The sequence below is a fragment of the Vibrio sp. 970 genome (genome assembly GCF_033339075.1).
Genome location: NZ_JAWOTW010000010.1, coordinates 1 through 17,929 on the forward strand (window position 1 = coordinate 1; position 17,929 = coordinate 17,929).

At 44.6% G+C, this 17,929-nt stretch carries 17 protein-coding genes; 7 read left to right on the forward strand and 10 right to left on the reverse strand.

Annotated elements, in window-relative coordinates; genetic code table 11:
* Positions 1-396: 396 nt before the first annotated feature.
* Positions 397-1,269 (reverse strand): Tim44 domain-containing protein, encoded by an 873-nt coding sequence (locus tag R7Q11_RS15310; protein WP_005384268.1) that lies wholly within the window; start codon positions 1,267-1,269, stop codon positions 397-399.
* 392 nt (positions 1,270-1,661) lie between these two features.
* Between R7Q11_RS15310 and R7Q11_RS15315 the strand changes: the two genes are divergently transcribed.
* The 3 genes from R7Q11_RS15315 to R7Q11_RS15325 all read left to right on the forward strand — a co-directional run bounded on the left by R7Q11_RS15315 (position 1,662) and on the right by R7Q11_RS15325 (position 5,184).
* A complete protein-coding gene (locus R7Q11_RS15315) occupies positions 1,662-2,252 on the forward strand; it encodes a TetR/AcrR family transcriptional regulator (RefSeq protein WP_005382308.1) in 591 nt (196 codons plus the stop codon).
* Positions 2,253-2,265: 13 nt separating this feature from the next.
* Positions 2,266-4,140 (forward strand): MFS transporter, encoded by a 1,875-nt coding sequence (locus R7Q11_RS15320; protein ID WP_005382310.1) that lies wholly within the window; start codon positions 2,266-2,268, stop codon positions 4,138-4,140.
* A gap of 114 nt (positions 4,141-4,254) precedes the next feature.
* Complete coding sequence (locus R7Q11_RS15325; protein WP_017819997.1) at positions 4,255-5,184, forward strand: YeiH family protein; 930 nt, start codon at positions 4,255-4,257, stop codon at positions 5,182-5,184.
* Here R7Q11_RS15325 and R7Q11_RS15330 read toward each other — a convergent pair.
* From R7Q11_RS15330 to R7Q11_RS15360, 7 genes are all read right to left on the reverse strand, one after another.
* Positions 5,181-5,369: a hypothetical protein gene (locus R7Q11_RS15330; RefSeq protein WP_017634658.1), complete on the reverse strand. Its 189-nt coding sequence runs from the start codon at positions 5,367-5,369 to the stop codon at positions 5,181-5,183. The genes R7Q11_RS15325 and R7Q11_RS15330 overlap by 4 nt on opposite strands.
* 100 nt (positions 5,370-5,469) lie before the next feature.
* Entirely contained in the window at positions 5,470-6,897 is a 1,428-nt protein-coding gene (gene menE / locus R7Q11_RS15335) for an o-succinylbenzoate--CoA ligase (RefSeq protein ID WP_225466556.1), read from the reverse strand.
* On the reverse strand, positions 6,882-7,871 hold the full coding sequence (gene menC / locus R7Q11_RS15340) for an o-succinylbenzoate synthase (protein WP_225466557.1): 990 nt from the start codon (positions 7,869-7,871) through the stop codon (positions 6,882-6,884). Before menC ends, menE begins: the two co-directional genes overlap by 16 nt.
* A 129-nt stretch (positions 7,872-8,000) precedes the next feature.
* Positions 8,001-8,867, reverse strand: a complete 867-nt coding sequence (gene menB, locus R7Q11_RS15345; RefSeq protein WP_005382318.1) for a 1,4-dihydroxy-2-naphthoyl-CoA synthase — start codon at positions 8,865-8,867, stop codon at positions 8,001-8,003.
* Entirely contained in the window at positions 8,860-9,687 is an 828-nt protein-coding gene (gene menH, locus R7Q11_RS15350) for a 2-succinyl-6-hydroxy-2,4-cyclohexadiene-1-carboxylate synthase (RefSeq protein WP_130546590.1), read from the reverse strand. The genes menB and menH overlap by 8 nt, the downstream gene beginning before the upstream one ends.
* Complete coding sequence (menD, locus tag R7Q11_RS15355; RefSeq protein ID WP_225466558.1) at positions 9,674-11,392, reverse strand: 2-succinyl-5-enolpyruvyl-6-hydroxy-3-cyclohexene-1-carboxylic-acid synthase; 1,719 nt, start codon at positions 11,390-11,392, stop codon at positions 9,674-9,676. The genes menH and menD overlap by 14 nt, the downstream gene beginning before the upstream one ends.
* Positions 11,389-12,696, reverse strand: a complete 1,308-nt coding sequence (locus R7Q11_RS15360) for an isochorismate synthase MenF (RefSeq protein WP_042524025.1) — start codon at positions 12,694-12,696, stop codon at positions 11,389-11,391. The genes menD and R7Q11_RS15360 overlap by 4 nt, the downstream gene beginning before the upstream one ends.
* A gap of 217 nt (positions 12,697-12,913) precedes the next feature.
* Between R7Q11_RS15360 and R7Q11_RS15365 the strand changes: the two genes are divergently transcribed.
* The 3 genes from R7Q11_RS15365 (at position 12,914) to R7Q11_RS15375 (ending at position 16,141) form a co-directional block, all read left to right on the forward strand.
* Positions 12,914-14,128 carry a pyridoxal phosphate-dependent aminotransferase gene (locus R7Q11_RS15365; RefSeq protein WP_005384283.1) on the forward strand — a complete coding sequence of 405 codons (1,215 nt, stop codon included), beginning with the start codon at positions 12,914-12,916 and terminating at the stop codon, positions 14,126-14,128.
* 90 nt (positions 14,129-14,218) lie between these two features.
* Positions 14,219-14,803, forward strand: coding sequence for a 5'-deoxynucleotidase (gene yfbR / locus R7Q11_RS15370; protein ID WP_062730721.1), 585 nt, complete (start codon positions 14,219-14,221; stop codon positions 14,801-14,803).
* A gap of 15 nt (positions 14,804-14,818) precedes the next feature.
* Positions 14,819-16,141 carry an anti-phage deoxyguanosine triphosphatase gene (locus R7Q11_RS15375; protein WP_085569942.1) on the forward strand — a complete coding sequence of 441 codons (1,323 nt, stop codon included), beginning with the start codon at positions 14,819-14,821 and terminating at the stop codon, positions 16,139-16,141.
* 6 nt (positions 16,142-16,147) lie between these two features.
* Here R7Q11_RS15375 and R7Q11_RS15380 read toward each other — a convergent pair whose 3' ends face one another.
* On the reverse strand, positions 16,148-16,762 hold the full coding sequence (locus tag R7Q11_RS15380) for a tRNA-uridine aminocarboxypropyltransferase (RefSeq protein WP_025766956.1): 615 nt from the start codon (positions 16,760-16,762) through the stop codon (positions 16,148-16,150).
* Positions 16,763-16,765: 3 nt separating this feature from the next.
* Between R7Q11_RS15380 and rrtA the strand changes: the two genes are divergently transcribed.
* Complete coding sequence (rrtA, locus tag R7Q11_RS15385; RefSeq protein ID WP_005382331.1) at positions 16,766-17,317, forward strand: rhombosortase; 552 nt, start codon at positions 16,766-16,768, stop codon at positions 17,315-17,317.
* A 98-nt stretch (positions 17,318-17,415) separates the two neighbouring features.
* Here the strand turns inward: rrtA and R7Q11_RS15390 are convergent, their stop codons facing one another.
* Positions 17,416-17,700 carry a ComEA family DNA-binding protein gene (locus R7Q11_RS15390; protein ID WP_031777211.1) on the reverse strand — a complete coding sequence of 95 codons (285 nt, stop codon included), beginning with the start codon at positions 17,698-17,700 and terminating at the stop codon, positions 17,416-17,418.
* Positions 17,701-17,929 lie beyond the last annotated feature (229 nt).

The following is a 17,929-nucleotide window of genomic DNA, read 5'->3' on the forward strand; positions in this document are numbered from 1 at the left end:
CTACAATCAAAAATTGCAACGCAGTTATCGAGTATTTTAACAAGCTAGAATGACCAGTTATTTACTACGATTGGTATAACCTATACTCAATCTCACTAAAGCAACCAACCCCATGTGAAACTCCACAAACAAAAGGCTGAGGAGCAGATCTTTACCCTACAAACAATGTACTAGCTATTTTGATTTTGTTAGTTCGTATGGCCTTAATATGAATGTTCAATATAAATAGGAAAACACTTGAGGACTTACTAGAAAAAGTGGGCTCGCAAAATTACCAAACGGACTCAATTAGTGATGTTTGCATAAAAACACGTACAAGAAATATAAATGATAGATACAAAAAATCCCGCAGGGGATGCGGGATTTTTACTAGTGACTAAATTGGTTTAAAGGTGACTAGCCTTGAATACCAACGATTAACCATGGCGCATTAGGCGCAGTCAAGTCACGCTCTAGGTGCCAGATATCTTCGATTTCTTCTTCAACACCTTCTACTGTGTCACGGTAACGACCGCTAAACTGCAGACTAAGCTGTGCTTTATTTGCATCGTAATCAGCACGGACGATCTCCGCATCAACGTACATTACGTCAGTATGCTGCTCACCGTCGAGCTTCGCGCGCTCTGCTTTTAGGTCTTCAAACAAGCTTGGAGAAACATATTCTTCAATAGTTTCTAGCTGGTTGTGATTCCACGCACCTTGCAGGATTCGATAGTGTTCACGAGAACCATTAATGAACGCTGCTTGGTCAAAACCCGGTGGGTAGTTATGTGGTACGTCTGTTTGAGCGCCAAAACCACCAAAGCCACCATTATTTGTGTTTGGTTGTTGCTCAAAGTTTTGCATGTTTGGTTGCTCAAACTTAGATGCGTTGCCACCAAATGCAGGCTGTTGACGATGCTGGTTCATACTGCCCTGCTTCGCACCTAGCATACCGCGCATTAGTTTAAAGATGACAAAGGCAATCAAACCAATAATTAGGATATCCATAAACTGGATACCTTCAAAAGCACCGCCAAAGAATGCAGCAAGTAGACCACCAGCAAGAAGTCCGCCTAGCAGCCCCCCCATAAGGCCTTTCTTACTTGAAGACTTTGTCGTCTGATCTTTGCCGACCGTATTGGTGTTTTGTTGCTGTTGTTTCGGTGCTGGTGCAGTTTTGTAGCTCTTACCGAAAGACTTACTGCCACCAAACTTCTTCGCTTCCGCGATAGGCGTTACAGCAACAGTAAACATCAATAAAGCAACAATAGAAAATAAACGTTTCATCGTTATCCTTAAAGTTAGCTATCTAAGATAGTGCCCCATTTTCAAGACGAAACAATCGTTGTTTCAAACAGTAGCACGCCAAAGATGATTTTTAAGTCATCATACTCTGTATACCGATTGATGAAAATAGCTTATAGAAGCTGACATGTATCAGAATATTGCCAAAAATGCAGACTGCTCACACTGCTTACAATTCAGCTGAAGGCGCTTGATCAATGTAAAAAAAGTATGGAATAAGTTCACTAATACTCCAGATTGTTTTACTTGAATTAGAATCAGTGACACAGCTCAGAATCCTACACCTTGAGGGCACTTGGACACATTGCCTTGTTGACGGTTAATAGGTAGCTGACTATCATATTGAACGATGTTCAATAAAGTAGTTTGAGAGTATGGCGCGCAGAAACGATCACACCCGAGAAGAGTTAGTGAATTTGACCTTAACAACGGTCAAAAACTTTTTAGATGAGAATTCTTACCACGAACTCAGTCTTCGTAAAATCGCTAACATGATTGGTTACGTGCCAAGCACATTGGTAAATGTTTTTGGTAATTATAATTTGTTGTTGCTTCATGTTGTCGCTCAAACTTTAGATGAGTTATCTCAAGAAGCACGCAAAGCGACTAATGACAGCAAAGACTCCCATCAAGCGCTTTTTGAACTCGCTTATTGCTACCACGATTTTGCTCAAAAACACCCATACCGTTGGCAGTTAGTGTTCGAACACAACATGAATGGAGCAGAACTTCCGGAATGGCATGCCAAACGTATCGATGGTATGACGGGAATGCTAGAGTCACTATTGGCTCAAATCGCACCACATCGTACTGAATCCGAAGTGATTCAAGCGAGTCGAGTCCTTTGGTCTGGCGTACATGGCATTACTTTACTCAGTGTTGATGATAAGTTTTTCTCTAGTGAACCGATTGATGGCAAAGAATTGATCAGTAATCTTCTTTCTAACTACCTCACGAACTGGTAACAAAGGATTATCCATGTCATCCGACAGACAGCCGTCCTTACTTACGCAGAGAAAGTTCCTGCCCTATTTCATTACTCAGTTTTTTGGCGCTTTCAACGACAATATTTTTAAAAACGTTTTGCTGTTGTTTGTCGCATTCGCTGGCTCCAGTGCACTACCTATTTCGAGCAATTTGTTCATCAACCTTGCGGCAGGCTTGTTCATTCTACCGTTCTTTCTGTTCTCTGCTTCCGCTGGCGTATTAGCCGACAAATATGAAAAGTCATGGTTTATTCGTAAGGTCAAACTATTTGAAATAGCCATCATGCTCTTGGGTGCCATCGGATTCATAACCGAAAGTTATGGTGTGCTTTTATTGCTACTGTTTTTAATGGGCACACAGTCAGCATTTTTTGGCCCAGTTAAATATGCCCTTTTGCCTCAAAAGTTAAATGCTAAAGAGTTAGTGCCCGGCAACGCTCTTGTTGAAGCTGGTACCTTTATCGCCATCCTTATTGGCACCTTAGGCGCTGGGATTATAGCCTCTGCAGACAACGCAAAATACCTCGCCGCATTTTGTGTCGTGATCTTCGCATTGTTAGGCTACTTGTCGAGCCGCTCAATCCCCTTTGCTGCAGCCAGCGCACCCAATCTCTCTTTTCGTTGGCAACCATACAAGCAAACCAAACACACGCTCTCTATCGCCAAATCCGATCGAGTTGTTTTTCAATGCATAATGGCAATAAGCTGGTTTTGGTTTTTAGGCGCCGCATATCTAACACAATTCCCGAATTTCACTAAGATTTACCTAAATGGCACCGAGAGTGCGGTGTCTTTCTTGCTCGCTCTATTTTCCATTGGTATCGCGCTAGGGTCGCTACTTTGCAATTGGATCTCAAACCATCGTATAGAAGTCGGTGTTGTGCCAATTGGTGCCTTTGGCATTACGGTATTTGGGTACCTAATGGCCACTTCCATTCCCAATGATCTACCTACTTTCCATAACTTTGTAGACTTCTTTAGATATGAGCCTTTTTGGCCATTATTTTTCTACCTATTGATGATTGGTGCTTCGGGCGGTTTGTTTATCGTGCCTCTTTACGCATTAATGCAGCATCGAGCAAAGGAAACCGAACGTGCTCAAGTCATCGCAGGGCTCAACATCTTTAACTCTCTGTTTATGGTCGGCAGCGCTGTCTTAGGTATTGTGTGCCTAAGTGTAATCAAGATGACAATTCCTCAACTGTTTGCATTGTTAGCCATTTTAAATTTCTTAGTCGCCGCTTACATCTTTTTGCAAATTCCTATTTTTGTAGTTCGCTTTGTCATGTGGATGCTTACGCACACCATCTATCGAGTTAAGCATAAGAATCTACACAACCTACCCGAGCATGGTGGGGCATTGATTGTATGTAATCATGTAAGCTACATGGATGCATTGCTACTTAGTGCCGTATGCCCAAGGTTGATTCGTTTTGTGATGGAGGAAGATTACGCCAACCTACCTCCATTAAGGCGCTTTTTACGTCGAACTGGGGTAATTCCAATTTCAGCGAGTAACAGAAGCTCTATCAGACGTGCATTTAACGATGTGGAAGCTGCGCTAAGCGAAGGTCATATCGTCTGTATTTTCCCTGAAGGAAGATTAACTTCAGATGGTGAAATGAATGAATTCATGCGCGGTATTGATATAATCCTACGTCGTAGTCCAGTACCTGTCATACCTGTTGCACTTAAAGGCTTATGGGGAAGCTATTTCAGCCGCGCAAAAGGTCGCGCATGCTGTGGCTTACCGACTCGATTTTGGTCAAAGCTAGAAATAGAGGCAGGACAACCGGTGCCACCAAACGAGGCAACGGCAAAAACAATGTTCGATAAAGTGCATCAACTTAGAGGCGACTGGCGATAAATACACTTGAACACATGTTTAGGATAACTGAACATGTGTTCAAATCATTAAGACAAACTGACCACACCCAGTGCGATATACTCTCCCTTTCATTCACAACAGCGAATAAAAACCTTGAATAGAAACTACCTCCTGTTTGGATTGGCGTTACTTTTTTGTCTAACCCCTCTTGCCTCCTCTCCCATTGCTCTAGTTATCGGTTTTCTACTCGCAAGTTTTGGTTTTGTGCCTTCCGAGCTGCCCATCGCTTCTTTTACTAAAAAGCTGCTGTCTTACTCGATTATTGGCTTAGGCTTTGGCATCAACTTCGAGCAAGCGCTTACAGTCACATCGGATGGTATCGGCCTGATCATCGCCACTATTACAGGCACACTGATCATGGGCACTCTCATTGCCAGGGTGCTTAAATTGGAGCGAGTAACCGCTTACTTAATCTCATCAGGTACTGCAATTTGTGGTGGTAGCGCAATTGCTGCTGTGGCACCGGCGATTAAAGCGAAAGACGAGCAGATTGGATTAGCACTGGCAACGGTATTTGTCCTGAACTCCATTGCACTCTTTGTGTTTCCTGTGATTGGACATGCTTTAGGGCTAGATCAACACACGTTTGGCACATGGGCTGCAATTGCCATTCATGACACATCTTCTGTTGTCGGGGCTGCCTCGGCCTATGGGGAAGAAGCGCTAACTACGGCAACAACATTGAAACTCGCGCGCGCTTTATGGATCATTCCTGTTGCTTTGATCAGTGCCGTCATCTTTTCAAGAGGCCAAAAAGAGTATGGAAAGAAAAAACTAGCTATCCCTTATTTCATTTTTTGGTACTGTGCAGCTATCGCGTTTAGCGACTTCTTTCCTCAATTTGAAATGGTCTATCACGGCATTTTCATTGGAGCAAAGCAAGCGTTGGTTGTATGTCTGTTCTTGATAGGTTGTAGCATTTCAATTTCAAAACTAAAGTCTGCTGGAGCTAAGCCACTGTTGTTTGGTGTGACTCTGTGGGTGTTAATTTCGACCACTTCTCTAAGTTGGTTACTGTTTTAGATATTGGTGGTCTGCTTATCGCGTTGAGGGGACGGTATTTCCCGTTTGCTATTTTTGTATATAACGACCAACGCAATAGCGATCAAAAATGCCGTTAGCTCTGCAAGAGAGCGGGCTAGCCCTTCACTACTTATCGCGATACCAATTTGTAGTGCTACTGCCGCAATTAAAACTAGCTTTGCCATCCTGAACCTTATGCATTTTCTCTCCACGAAGAAGCATAATTATGATTCAGAGTTATAAGGATACGAAATTCTCTTTATGACTAATACATAGCAAAATTGACTAATGCTGAAGTGATGACAGTAGCCACTCTTTCACGGCCTTACGTGAAATTTTGATCCCACCTTCTAGTAGAGTTAGTGGCATTACATGGTATTCCACTGGCCATTTAAACTTCTCTAACTTTGATTGCAAGTGCTGGTCATACTCCGACTTGCTGCGCAATCCATTGGTCTGAATCACAGCTACTGGTCTATGACCAAACTCCGCGTCTTCGACTGGAACCACTATACTCTGCACTACACCATCAATTTGGTTCAAAGCGGCTTCAATCTCTTCACAATGGATATTCTCACCACCAGAGATAAACTGATTGTCGGCACGGCCGATTATCTTTAATTCATCACCTTGCCACTCGCCAAGATCTTTGCTGTCAAACCAGCCTTTCTCATCCAGAAATGGGGTAACATGTCCTTGATGGAAATACCCTGCCGCTAATGTCTTACCGCCAACAAAAATGCGTTGGTCAACTAATTTTATCTTACGGTGCTTCAATACATGTCCAGCATTACTGGTGCTGTCAATTCTCTTTGCGGTAACGGTAGAGGCCGCCTCCGTCATCCCATAACCTAACCATGTCTCAATGCCTTTCCCTGTTGCTCGTAGTGCCAACTCGTGATCAATGTGGCTGCCGCCCAGTAGCACATGTGTCAATGACAAATGTGCATCATCATCCAATAACCGTTTGAGCTGAGTCGCAACCAAAGAAGCGTGTGATACGCCCTGAACATCATCAACAAGTTTCCCTGAACCGACTTTTAGTGTTGCTCCGACATATAGCCAACGATAGACAATCGCTAATCCAGAGACGTGATACAGCGGAAGCGATAATAGCCAAGCATCTTGCTGAGTGAAAATGAACTCCTGCAACAAGCCCTCTGCAGACGCAAGATGCTGTCGATGTGTATGAACCACAGCTTTAGGCTCCCCTGTAGAGCCAGAAGTAAATACTACTGAAGCGAGCCGGTCATGATGATAGCTATCTTCAGTCAACGAATCACTCTCTTGCTGTGATACTACAGGCGGTGAAAGCAATGTTGCCTTGAGTTTTTGTATATCATGTTCAGAAAAGGTCGAAGCGCACTCCTGAGAAAACCAGATAAACCGAGTTTGATCAGGCCTGTAAAGTGTAGCAAGCTTACCCTGCAACTTATCTAGTGGTTGTTCCATGGTCAGCGCAGCGAGCGCACCTAACTGTTTGGAGGCAAGATAAAACAACAGTGTTTCTACTTGGTTCTTGCCAACCAAAGTCAGCACATCCCCCCGAGTTACACCCAAGTCATTCAAATAGTGAGTGTATTGGTCAATACGCTTCGAGAGTTGTTGCCAGTTTAATACTTCTGTTGATGTCTTGAGTGCAATAGAAAAAGGGCTCGTTTGAGCCCAATATTTCCATGGCGCCTTCGCAATATTGTCTACGCAGAATGCCACACAATCTCCTGGTCTTTTAGAGGAAGAACGGGAAGTTCACACTTAGGCCAGCCCTGCTCTAGCTGAGCTTTGAATAAGCCAATCGTATCCAAGCCTGGAACTTCATCAGGCAGCTGCCATTGGGCAAAGCGCGCTAATTGAGTTAAACCGAGACTGGATTCAATGCTCGAGCTAATCACTGCTTTCATCCCCAGTGACTTCGCTTTCTCTATCAGTGTAATACAAAAATCCACCGAACCAATGAGTGTGGGTTTGATGATGATCGTTTTCACACCAGTTAGATCTTCAAGACGGAAATCTTCACGACGAACCGCATCTTGCAATGTTTCATCCCAAGCGATAGCAATACCAGTATTAATCGCAAAAGAGAGACTATCGCCAGGAGAGCGGCACGGCTCTTCTAGAAACGTGATTCGTTGACGCAGAGACGGGGCAATGTACTTAGCGAATTGCTGCGCTTTTTCTGGTGTCCAAGCGCGATTGGCATCAAGACGAAGCGTCAGCTGTGGAATCGATTCAAGGAACAAGTTCACTAGCATGCCGTCACGAATAGGTTCGTACAAACCCACTTTTACTTTCGCGACTTTTTCGCCTTCCATTTCGTTCAGTTTCGGGATCAGATCATCCGGATCACCGTTACACAGAGGGGCGACTTGGTACTTACCTTGTGCAGGTAAACCGCCTTCAAGTTCCAGCTCAGCCATAGACAGACCAAATGCAACCGATGGGTACATGTGGTTGTAATCTAAAGGCAAGTTTGCCACCCAGCGCTCTGCTTGTGCTTGCAGCTGAATGCCCGCTTCTTCAGTGCTTTCTAGGCTGAAGCCAACCAAAGGGGCAACTTCACCGCGACCAACCTTGTCACCGTCCGTTAATTCAAGGATATAACCTTTACGTTCCGTCAGCTTGTTATCACGTAGTATTACACCACTGTCCATTGGTAGACAGTAACGGTAAATCTTCGCTTTACGCATAATTCGAATCCTATGTAATGCCGTATATTCTGAGCTTTTTAACGAGAGAAATCGCTAGTCTCCCAGAGGGCGAGACGCTCAGGACGAAAAACGAAACAGAGGAGCACAAAGGCTCCTCTTCTATACGGATTATGGGTTACGAGGGAACTTGTCGAAGTCTGGGCGACGTTTCTCGTTGAATGCGTTACGACCTTCTTGGCCTTCATCTGTCATGTAGAACATCATCGTTGCGTTACCCGCTAGCTCTTGCAGACCCGCTTGACCATCACAATCTGCGTTTAATGCAGCTTTCAGGCAGCGCAATGCCATTGGGCTGTGCTGTAGTACTTCACGACACCAACGAACGGTTTCTTTCTCTAGATCCGCTAGTGGTACAACTGTGTTTACTAGGCCCATGTCTACCGCTTCTTGAGCATTGTAGAAACGACATAGGAACCAAATTTCGCGAGCTTTCTTTTGGCCTACGATACGAGCCATATAAGATGCGCCCCAACCGCCGTCAAATGAACCCACTTTAGGGCCTGTTTGACCAAATTGAGCGTTGTCAGCTGCAATTGTTAGATCACACATCATATGCAGTACATGACCACCGCCAACAGCCCAACCAGCTACCGATGCGATCACTGGTTTTGGACAAGTACGAATATCGCGTTGGAAGTCCAATACGTTTAGGTGGTGTGTACCTTGGTCGTCTTTATAGCCGCCGTAGTCGCCACGGATCTTCTGGTCGCCACCAGAACAGAATGCGTCTTCACCTAGACCTGTCAGAATGATCACGCCAACACCAGAGTCGTAACGCGCATCTGCCAACGCATCAATCATCTCTTTTACCGTTTGAGGACGAAACGCGTTACGCACTTGAGGACGCGCAATGGTGATTTTCGCGATACCATCTTCAGACTTATGGTAATGAATGTCCTCGTATTTCTCGCCGCAATCTTTCCATTGAACCGGAGCGTAAAGTTCTTCTTCAGAAATGCCTACTGTTTTAGCCATGGTGATTCCCATTGTTCTCGTTACTCTCACCAAAGTGAGACTGAATTATTTGCTTGGTATGTATCGCAAACTGTTTGGGCTGCTCTTGATGGACGTTATGACCAGCGCCTTCAACTTGTCGATACGCCAACCCGCTACGTTGTGCCAGTTGGCTAAATTTTTGGTCTTTCTCACCGCACAAGTAATACACTGGTATGTTCTGCTTTTGCAGTGAGGGCAACAAATATGCCTGTTTGGCTAACGATGTCGCCATCAACATATTCGCCACCGCTGAGCCAAGATTATCACTTCGCTTCGCAATGAATGTTTGTCTTTGCTCATGGTTTAGTGAAGAAAACACCGCTTGTTGGTACCAATCGTTCAAAACACGTTCAAGTGGTTCAGTTTTGAAACGCATTGCCCAGCGAGCATCATTCTCTAATCTCACCTGTTTCTCTGACTCAGTTTGAAGCCCGAAGTTTCCCCCTTCAACAATCGCGCCCGCAATATTGAGATCTGGAAAGCATTGATGGGCAATACCATGCATCGTAATGCGGCCGCCCATAGAGTAACCAATCAAAATAAGTGGTTGTTGTGAGGGAAATAATAAAGATAGTGTGGAATTGAGTAATTTGCAGCAATCATTCAGATCGCAGCAAGAAATAGATTGGCTATGCCCATGACCAGGGAGGTCAACCGTAACACGTTCATACTCGGGTAACGCGTTAATACACGATTGCCAATCTTCACCGCTACCAAGTAAACCATGCAAAAACACCAGAGTAGGCAAAGTAATACTTTGGTGCTTTTCTAATACAGGGAAACGTTCAAAGTAAAGCATTCAGACTCTTATTAAATGCCTTGAGTGTCTCAGCAGCTTGATTAGGTGGGGTTTGAACCTCGACCAGCAACGTTCCTTGGCGGTGACATAAATGCTCTTTTACAGATGATTGGAATTGCTCCAGTGTAGAAACATGCAAATACGCCAAACCAAACTGCTTTGCCGCGTGTTCAAACTGATAACCATGAGGCATTTGATAATATGTCGTCCTGCGCTCTGGTGGTACTGGCAACATATCAAAAATCGCACCGCCGTCATTATTAGTAACAACAAGTACCGCCGGCAGTTTATTGTGAGAAAATAGCGCCAGAGAATTGAGATCATAAAGTGCTGCTGTGTCACCGATATACATTAGTAACGGATTACCTCTTGCCCGTTGCACGCCTGATGCCGCAGCAAACAAACCGTCAATCCCTGATGCGCCTCGATTAGTGAAAACCTCTACACCATCCAATTTTCCGTACATATCAACAAGCCGAACAAACAAGCTATTACCCAAGAAAACATCTACGTTCTTTGTGCGCTCGTTGATGTCTGCTGCCAACGCAATTTCGTCAATGGCAGACGCTGAATCAGATAGGAAGGCTTCTTCGATACGTTGATGAACTCGCTTAACGTCATTCGCTAACCTATCAGCCCACCCAGCAAATATTGACTTCTCAAAACTAATGCGAGAAACCCACGTTTTAGGAGGCTCAACCCAGTGCATTTGCGCCAGATGACTTTGGTTATTCCGGTCCATACAAGGTGAGACATACCAATACTGAACGTCTTTACTTTGTTGATTTTTCGATACTTGTTTATCAATCCATTGGTTCAAACGTTTGGAGATGATTCGGCTACCAAATTGGATAATAAGTTCACAAGATTCAAGCTCGTTTGCGAACTCGGGAAGTTGAAGCCATACATCGTAATACGCCCAATCCGAACTGAGACCACTTTGCGGGTCTGCAAGTACCGGCCATCCCATCTTTTGTGCAAATGCCTGCGCCGACTTCGCTTGTTCAAGCGGTAAGCTGCCAATCACAACCAAGCCTTTTTTGTCCGAAAAAGGCGGGATGTTCGCCTGTGACAAATGGCTAAAACGCTGAGTATAAGTGCCGCTTCCTTTTCGCCATCCGGCGACCGAATCTAAGTAGGTTTGATAATCCGATTTTGCGCCGTTGGAATACAAAGGCTCTGGAAATGCACAATTAATATGAACAGCGCTACCCTGCAATTGCTGAGTAAACATCACTTCGTCAACAGAGGTCAGCAACCAGTTAAGCGACGTTGCTAAATTTGGGCTTGGTAAATTCAAACTGGCCGAAACATGATGTGAAAAAATACCCAATTGATTTATCGCTTGGTTTGCACCACAGCCGACAAGTTCTACTGGACGATCTGCTGTCAGCAGCACCAGTTTTTCACCAGTAAGTTTGGCTTCGGCAACCGACGGTAATAGGTTCGCCACTGCCGTACCAGAGGTAACGATAATTGCCACTGGCTCCTGAGTAGCTTTCGCTAAACCAAGAGCCATAAAGCCCAGTCCACGCTCATCAAAATGAGTATGAATGGAAAAGTCGGACTGTTCTGCCGCTTCTAAAGTTAAAGGAGTAGAACGAGATCCGGGAGCGATACAAACATGCTTAACGCCAAATCGCTGAAGCTCAATCAATATGGTTTCTGACCAAACTCGATTGAGCACCGCTTGGTCATGACTCATGATGCGACTCCCAATGGCGGATGATCAGAAATCAGCGTAAGTAACGTCGACATTTTCTTATCAAGTTCTGCCCACTCATGTTCTGCCACAGAACCAGGCACAATACCTGCACCCGCAAACAGTTGTACTTGATCACCGAGCACAAGCGCGCTTCTGATTGCGACACAAAACTCTGCTCGTTCATGGCTTATATAACCCATTGACCCCGCGTACCAGCCGCGTGCAAAGGGCTCATTATCAAGAATAAACTGCATGGACTCTTGTCGGGGTAAGCCAGCAACCGCCGCTGTTGGCTGAAGCGCCGATAACAACTGAACACCATTTATCCCCGCTCTTAGACTAGCGTGAATATTTCGCTTAAGGTGCTGCACTTTTCGTAGTCTGACCAAACTCGGTTCAGCTTCCACTTCAACCATTTCAGAATGCGGTAATAGACGATCAATGATATCGTCCACCACATACTGGTTTTCGTTGAGGTTCTTTTGGTCTTGGGATAACCAATTCGCCAACTCCATATCTTGAGTGGCATTGTCTCCCCGACCAATCGTACCTGCTAACGCTTCGGTATGTAGCTCATGCCCTACGCGAGAATACAAACGTTCTGGCGTAGACCCCATAAAACTGTGCTTACTGTCTAAGCTCAGCATGAAATGGAAGCTATGATGGTTATTTAAGTAACTTGCTTTAAGTAGCTGTGCAGCACTTAATGTGTTATCAAGCTGCACGGTAGAGCGACGCGCTAAAACCACTTTCTTAAAATCATCATTCTCTATACCAGTCAGAACCTTATGAACTAACTCATTCCATTGAGGCTGACTTGGCGTATGAACAATAGAGCGGATGTGAGACGAAATTGGAGCTAAGGTTGCGACCTCACAAACCAGTTTATTCAACCCAGCTAGAGTTCGCGCTTTGTCTTCTGAAATATTAACTGCGAGAGACCACTGTTGGTCAAAACGAATTAACTCAATTTGAGGCAAAAAGAAAAAAGAAGGCATACAGCGGCGATTCTTCTCATGCTGCCCATCAAAAGAGCGCCCGCCCCAAACTCTTTGCCCTTCACCTAGAATGGTATAAGCAGGACCTGGCTCAACAAAAGCGTGCAATTGCCCTAGTGCAACGACCTCTTCACGTGTATCGCGGGACTGCCAATAAAACTTAGGGAAAAGTGGTTGTGCATCAAGCCAATCAATAAATGAGAAATTGGGTTTCTCGCTAAGGGGCTCGACCAGACGTGTTTGATTGCCTTCCGATTGCTGAACTCGCTCGATAATTCTCTTTACGGCTTGATGGAACTGTGACAAATCAACCTCGTTGTATGTGAGGATAAATGGTAACTGACGGCTACTCTAAGTTTAGACCCAAAGCAAATCAAGGTCGTATGCGATCTTTTGCAAAATCCTGTGATAGCAAGCGAGCAAAACTTAACCAGCAGACAGATTATTTACAGATATATATTCTAATAAAAAACAAATTATTGTATTTTAATAAAGAAATTAACGAATTTTTAGGAATTAAACAATGCAAAATATCGGGATGTCGTCAAAACTCGACAATGTCTGCTACGACATTAGGGGTCCTGTACTCAAACATGCTAAGCGCATGGAGGAAGAAGGGCATAAAATCCTAAAGCTAAACATTGGTAACCCTGCCCCATTTGGTTTTGACGCCCCTGATGAGATTTTAGTCGACGTGATTCGTAATCTGCCGACTTCTCAAGGCTATTGTGATTCCAAAGGTATTTACTCTGCTCGTAAAGCAGTGGTCCAACACTATCAGCGTAAAGGTATACGCTCGCTAGATGTCGAAGATGTGTATGTAGGTAACGGCGTGTCTGAGTTGATCGTAATGGCCATGCAAGCGCTATTAAACAATGGCGACGAAATGCTGATCCCAGCACCAGACTATCCGTTATGGACAGCTTCAGTTGCACTATCTGGTGGTAAGCCGGTTCATTATCTATGTGATGAAGAGGCTGACTGGTACCCAGACCTTGAAGACATCAAAAAGAAAATCACACCAAAGACACGTGGCATTGTTCTGATCAACCCGAACAACCCGACAGGTGCGGTATACAGCCGTGACTTCCTACTTGAAGTCATTGAGATAGCACGCCAGCACAAACTGATCATTTTCGCAGATGAGATCTACGACAAAGTGTTGTACGACGGTGCAACACATACCTCAGTCGCCACACTCACTGAAGACGTGCTAGTCATGACATTCAATGGCCTTTCAAAAGCCTACCGTGTTTGTGGTTTCCGTGGTGGCTGGATGTTCCTAACGGGGCCTAAACATCTGGCTCAAGGGTACGTGAATGGCTTGGAGCTGCTTTCATCGATGCGTTTATGTGCAAACGTACCAATGCAACATGCCATTCAAACCGCGTTAGGTGGGTACCAGAGTATCAATGAACTGATTTTACCTGGCGGACGCTTATTAGAGCAGCGCAACCGAGCGTATGAACTGATCAATCAAATTCCTGGTGTTTCTTGTGTCAAACCTAAGGGTGCGATGTACCTCTTCCCGAAAATCGACACTAAAATGTACAACATCAAGAACGATCAGCAGATGGTTTTAGATTTCTTAAAACAAGAGAAGGTCTTACTGGTGCAAGGTTCTGGTTTTAACTGGCCAAAACCAGACCACTTCCGCATCGTGACACTACCGCACGTTGAAGATCTAGAAATCGCCATTGGACGTTTTGAAAGATTCCTATCAACCTACAGCCAGTAATGAATCACTGGTAGTAATTAGTGCTGATCTCTCATATGCTTAGAGGAACTCCTAGTGAGTTCCTTTTTTACACCAGAAACGGAGAAAGCCATGAAAGAAAGCCATTTTTTCGCCCACCTGGCTCGAATGAAGCTGATCCAACGCTGGCCTTTAATGCGGTCCGTCTCACCAGAAAACGTTTCAGAGCATAGCTTACAAGTTGCTTTTGTCGCTCATGCCCTTGCCCTCATTAAAAACAAAAAGTTCGGCGGCAACCTTAATCCAGAACGCATCGCTATTCTTGCCATGTACCATGACTCCAGCGAAGTATTAACGGGTGATCTTCCAACTCCAGTGAAGTATTACAATCCTGAAATTGCCAAAGAATATAAGAAGATAGAATCGGCAGCGGAACAAAAATTACTCTCCATGTTACCGGAAGAGTTCCAAGATGATTTTGCCCCCTATCTTCTTTCTCACTCTGCACACGAAGAGGACGCAAAAATCGTTAAGCAAGCCGATTCCATCTGTGCCTATTTAAAATGTCTTGAAGAACTAAGCGCCGGTAACCATGAGTTCGCTCTGGCAAAAAAACGCTTAGACGTCACTTTGCAAGAACGCAAAACGCCTGAAATGGATTACTTTCTCAATACCTTTGCCCCAAGTTTCGAATTATCGTTAGATGAAATCAGTTAGCTTACGGAGATAATCGTGTCGTTTGAATTACACCCGCAATGGCAAGAGCGCCATGATGATGAGCATAAAATCCGTCGAGACGACCATCGGAGCCCGTACCAACGAGACCGAGCACGCATTCTTCACTCGGCTGCATTTCGACGCCTACAAGCAAAAACCCAAGTACACGGCAATAGCTTGGAAGACTTTCACCGCAGTCGGTTAACACACTCCTTAGAAGCGTCGCAACTCGGGACCGGTATCGTCGCCCAGTTAAAGAAAAAACAACCAGAGTTCCGTGAACTATTACCATCAGACAGCTTAATTGATTCATTATGTTTGGCTCACGACATCGGGCATCCTCCATACGGTCATGGGGGAGAAGTCGCTCTAAACTACGTAATGCGCGAACATGGCGGCTTCGAGGGGAACGCCCAAACCTTTCGTATCGTCACTAAGTTAGAGCCTTATACCGAGCATTTCGGAATGAATTTATCACGCCGCACGCTGTTTGGTTTGATTAAGTACCCTGCCCTCATTAGTCAAACACGCTCCGTCAAGTTGCCTCAACCAGCCGAGCATCAACGTAAACTAAAAGCAAAAGATTGGAGCCCAGCTAAAGGCATTTATGATTGTGATAAAGACTTATTTGATTGGGTAATTGCACCGCTTTCTGACAACGACAAGGCATTGCTTAGTCTGATGCGTTCAACGCCAGAATCGGAGTTTGAGCACAGTAAAACGCGTTTTAAATCAATCGACTGCTCAATCATGGAGCTAGCAGATGATATCGCCTACGGTGTTCATGATTTAGAAGATGCAATCGTACTTGGTATGGTGACACGTCAGCAATGGCAAGAAGGCGCAGCAAGTCAATTAGCGGACTGTGGCGACCCGTGGTTTGAAGCTCATATCGATTCCATCGGACAGATGCTATTTAGCGGTAAGCACCATGAGCGGAAAGATGCTATCGGTGGTATGGTTAACGCGCTACTGACCAGCATTTCAATCAAAACGGTGGATGAGCCGTTTAATAACCCGTTACTGTCTTGGAATGCGTGTTTAGAACCACAGATGGCACGTGCACTTGACGTACTCAAGCACTTTGTCAGCACCTTCGTTATCCAAGTCCCGCAGGTCCAGATCGTTGAGTATAAGGGTCAGCAAATTATTATGGATATTTTTGAAGCGTTAACAGCAGACCCAGAGCGATTACTACCCGTTCATACAAGAGATCTGTGGTGTCAGGCGAAGAGCGAGAGCAATAAAATGAGGGTCATCGCCGATTATATTTCTGCAATGACCGATGGTCACGCGCAAAAGCTACACCGCCAACTTTTCTCTTCCATCGTTCTTTAGTAACACTCAACCTTTCAAGTAATTCTTTTCAAAAACGCCCGGAGGCATCTGGGCGATTTGGAATTCGATCATCTTTTCAAACGCACGCATCAGCGGTGTAAAGTCTCGCTCGGGTTCAAGCAAGCGAAGCGAATGATAACCAGCCTCGACTGTCGATAAGCTATTCTCAGAGGGCGCCTTACGAATGGTGTAGTGCCCTTGTAGTTGCTTAGGCAACTGCACGGTTGGGAGTGGATGTAAGTTGCTTGAGAGTTGCCACATTTTGTACGCTTTTTTCCACGTACCATCGAGCAAAATCAAACGTATTTTCTTAGATACACTATGACTCGCTTGAGTGATTTCAGAAATGCATCGTGACTCTTCTGATGGGTAAAGAACAAAATGTTGATATGACTCATCCGCTAATAAGTGATTTAAGGCATCATCACAAGAAAAGTCCTCTCCTATCAAACAAATACAGTTATCTAAACTCAAATTGAGAATCCGTGCCGTACCAAGCGGACGATGTTCTTCACTCGTGTGCTGAAGAATGATAAGTTCTACCTCGCTTGCCAGCGGTACAATCCATTGGCAAATACACGCTTTTTGCGATTTTCCACAACGAGAACAATAACGAGACATAGAGTGAACCTTTATACCTTGCTGAGTATTATCAGCGTGATCTGTTTGATACTTCAATTTGAACCAATGGCAAGCCTAACCGAGTGGCACAGCTACAATATACGCCATGGTGAATGGTGGCGAATCGTAACAGGAAATCTCACACATACCAACTTTGCGCACTTAGGAATGAACCTCGCCGGATTGTGGATCATTACTTTTATTTTTCGCCCAAGCACTCGTAACTTCCTTATCGTTTTTTCAATCTTATGTGCATGTGTTGGTGCGCTGAATTTGTTTACCAACATGTCGGTATACGTGGGTTTATCCGGCGTATTACACGGATTGTTTGGATTTTGGGCGCTCAGAGAAGTCTTTGAAAGCAGAAGAAGCAGTGTGTTGTTAGTTGGAGGACTAATCGCCAAAGTAGCATGGGAGCAGGTCTATGGCCCATCCAGCAGTACTGCTGAGCTTATCGGTGCAAACGTTGCTATTGATGCTCATATGTTTGGCGCACTCGGTGGGTTAGTAATGGCTTTACTGGAAAAAGGCCTTCGCCGTCGTTTATTCGGATAAAAAATCCCGAACCACGAAAGAGGGGCTGGTTCGGGAAAGCAGTAATAGGGAAACAGATATTGTTCTGAATTCAGACTCAATATCTGCAATACATCAAGCTACAGTAAAATGCGGTCTTCGTTTTTCTTAACTGTCGCTTCACCTATGCCTTTTACGCTCTTCAAATCTGCTGCCGTTTTAAAAGGGCCATGTTCCTCGCGGTAGTCCACTATACTCTGCGCTTTCTTCTCACCTATACCTTTCAACATGGTCGCAATTTCTTCAGCAGTGGCCGTGTTGATATTTACAGTAATTTCAATTCCTTCATATTTGTCAGTGGCTGAATCCGCAGCCATGCTAAAAGGTGCAAAAACAAATAAGCACAATGTCAAAATCCATTTCATATTGAACATACAATCTCCAAAATAGTAGGCTAAAAACAGTCGTCGAGAGCGAGTCACTATCAAGTTTGCAATGGAAAGCAATATGGTTATGCATTTAACAAACTGAGATGACCCGAAATTCACAACGGCCGCTATCACTTAAACGCGCACTAATTTAAGTAATGCCTATTGATGATTGAAGTTCATAAAGACAAAAATAAAACGGACCGCTTATGCGGTCCGTTTTATT

Bases quoted from the DNA above. Each gene is read 5' to 3' on its own strand.
- R7Q11_RS15310 (WP_005384268.1), bottom strand. From the start codon at position 1,269: ATGAAACGTTTATTTTCTATTGTTGCTTTATTGATGTTTACTGTTGCT.
- R7Q11_RS15315 (WP_005382308.1), top strand. From the start codon at position 1,662: ATGGCGCGCAGAAACGATCACACCCGAGAAGAGTTAGTGAATTTGACC.
- R7Q11_RS15320 (WP_005382310.1), top strand. From the start codon at position 2,266: ATGTCATCCGACAGACAGCCGTCCTTACTTACGCAGAGAAAGTTCCTG.
- R7Q11_RS15330 (WP_017634658.1), bottom strand. From the start codon at position 5,369: ATGGCAAAGCTAGTTTTAATTGCGGCAGTAGCACTACAAATTGGTATC.
- menC (WP_225466557.1), bottom strand. From the start codon at position 7,871: ATGCGTAAAGCGAAGATTTACCGTTACTGTCTACCAATGGACAGTGGT.
- menB (WP_005382318.1), bottom strand. From the start codon at position 8,867: ATGGCTAAAACAGTAGGCATTTCTGAAGAAGAACTTTACGCTCCGGTT.
- menH (WP_130546590.1), bottom strand. From the start codon at position 9,687: ATGCTTTACTTTGAACGTTTCCCTGTATTAGAAAAGCACCAAAGTATT.
- menD (WP_225466558.1), bottom strand. From the start codon at position 11,392: ATGAGTCATGACCAAGCGGTGCTCAATCGAGTTTGGTCAGAAACCATA.
- R7Q11_RS15365 (WP_005384283.1), top strand. From the start codon at position 12,914: ATGCAAAATATCGGGATGTCGTCAAAACTCGACAATGTCTGCTACGAC.
- yfbR (WP_062730721.1), top strand. From the start codon at position 14,219: ATGAAAGAAAGCCATTTTTTCGCCCACCTGGCTCGAATGAAGCTGATC.
- R7Q11_RS15380 (WP_025766956.1), bottom strand. From the start codon at position 16,762: ATGTCTCGTTATTGTTCTCGTTGTGGAAAATCGCAAAAAGCGTGTATT.
- R7Q11_RS15390 (WP_031777211.1), bottom strand. From the start codon at position 17,700: ATGAAATGGATTTTGACATTGTGCTTATTTGTTTTTGCACCTTTTAGC.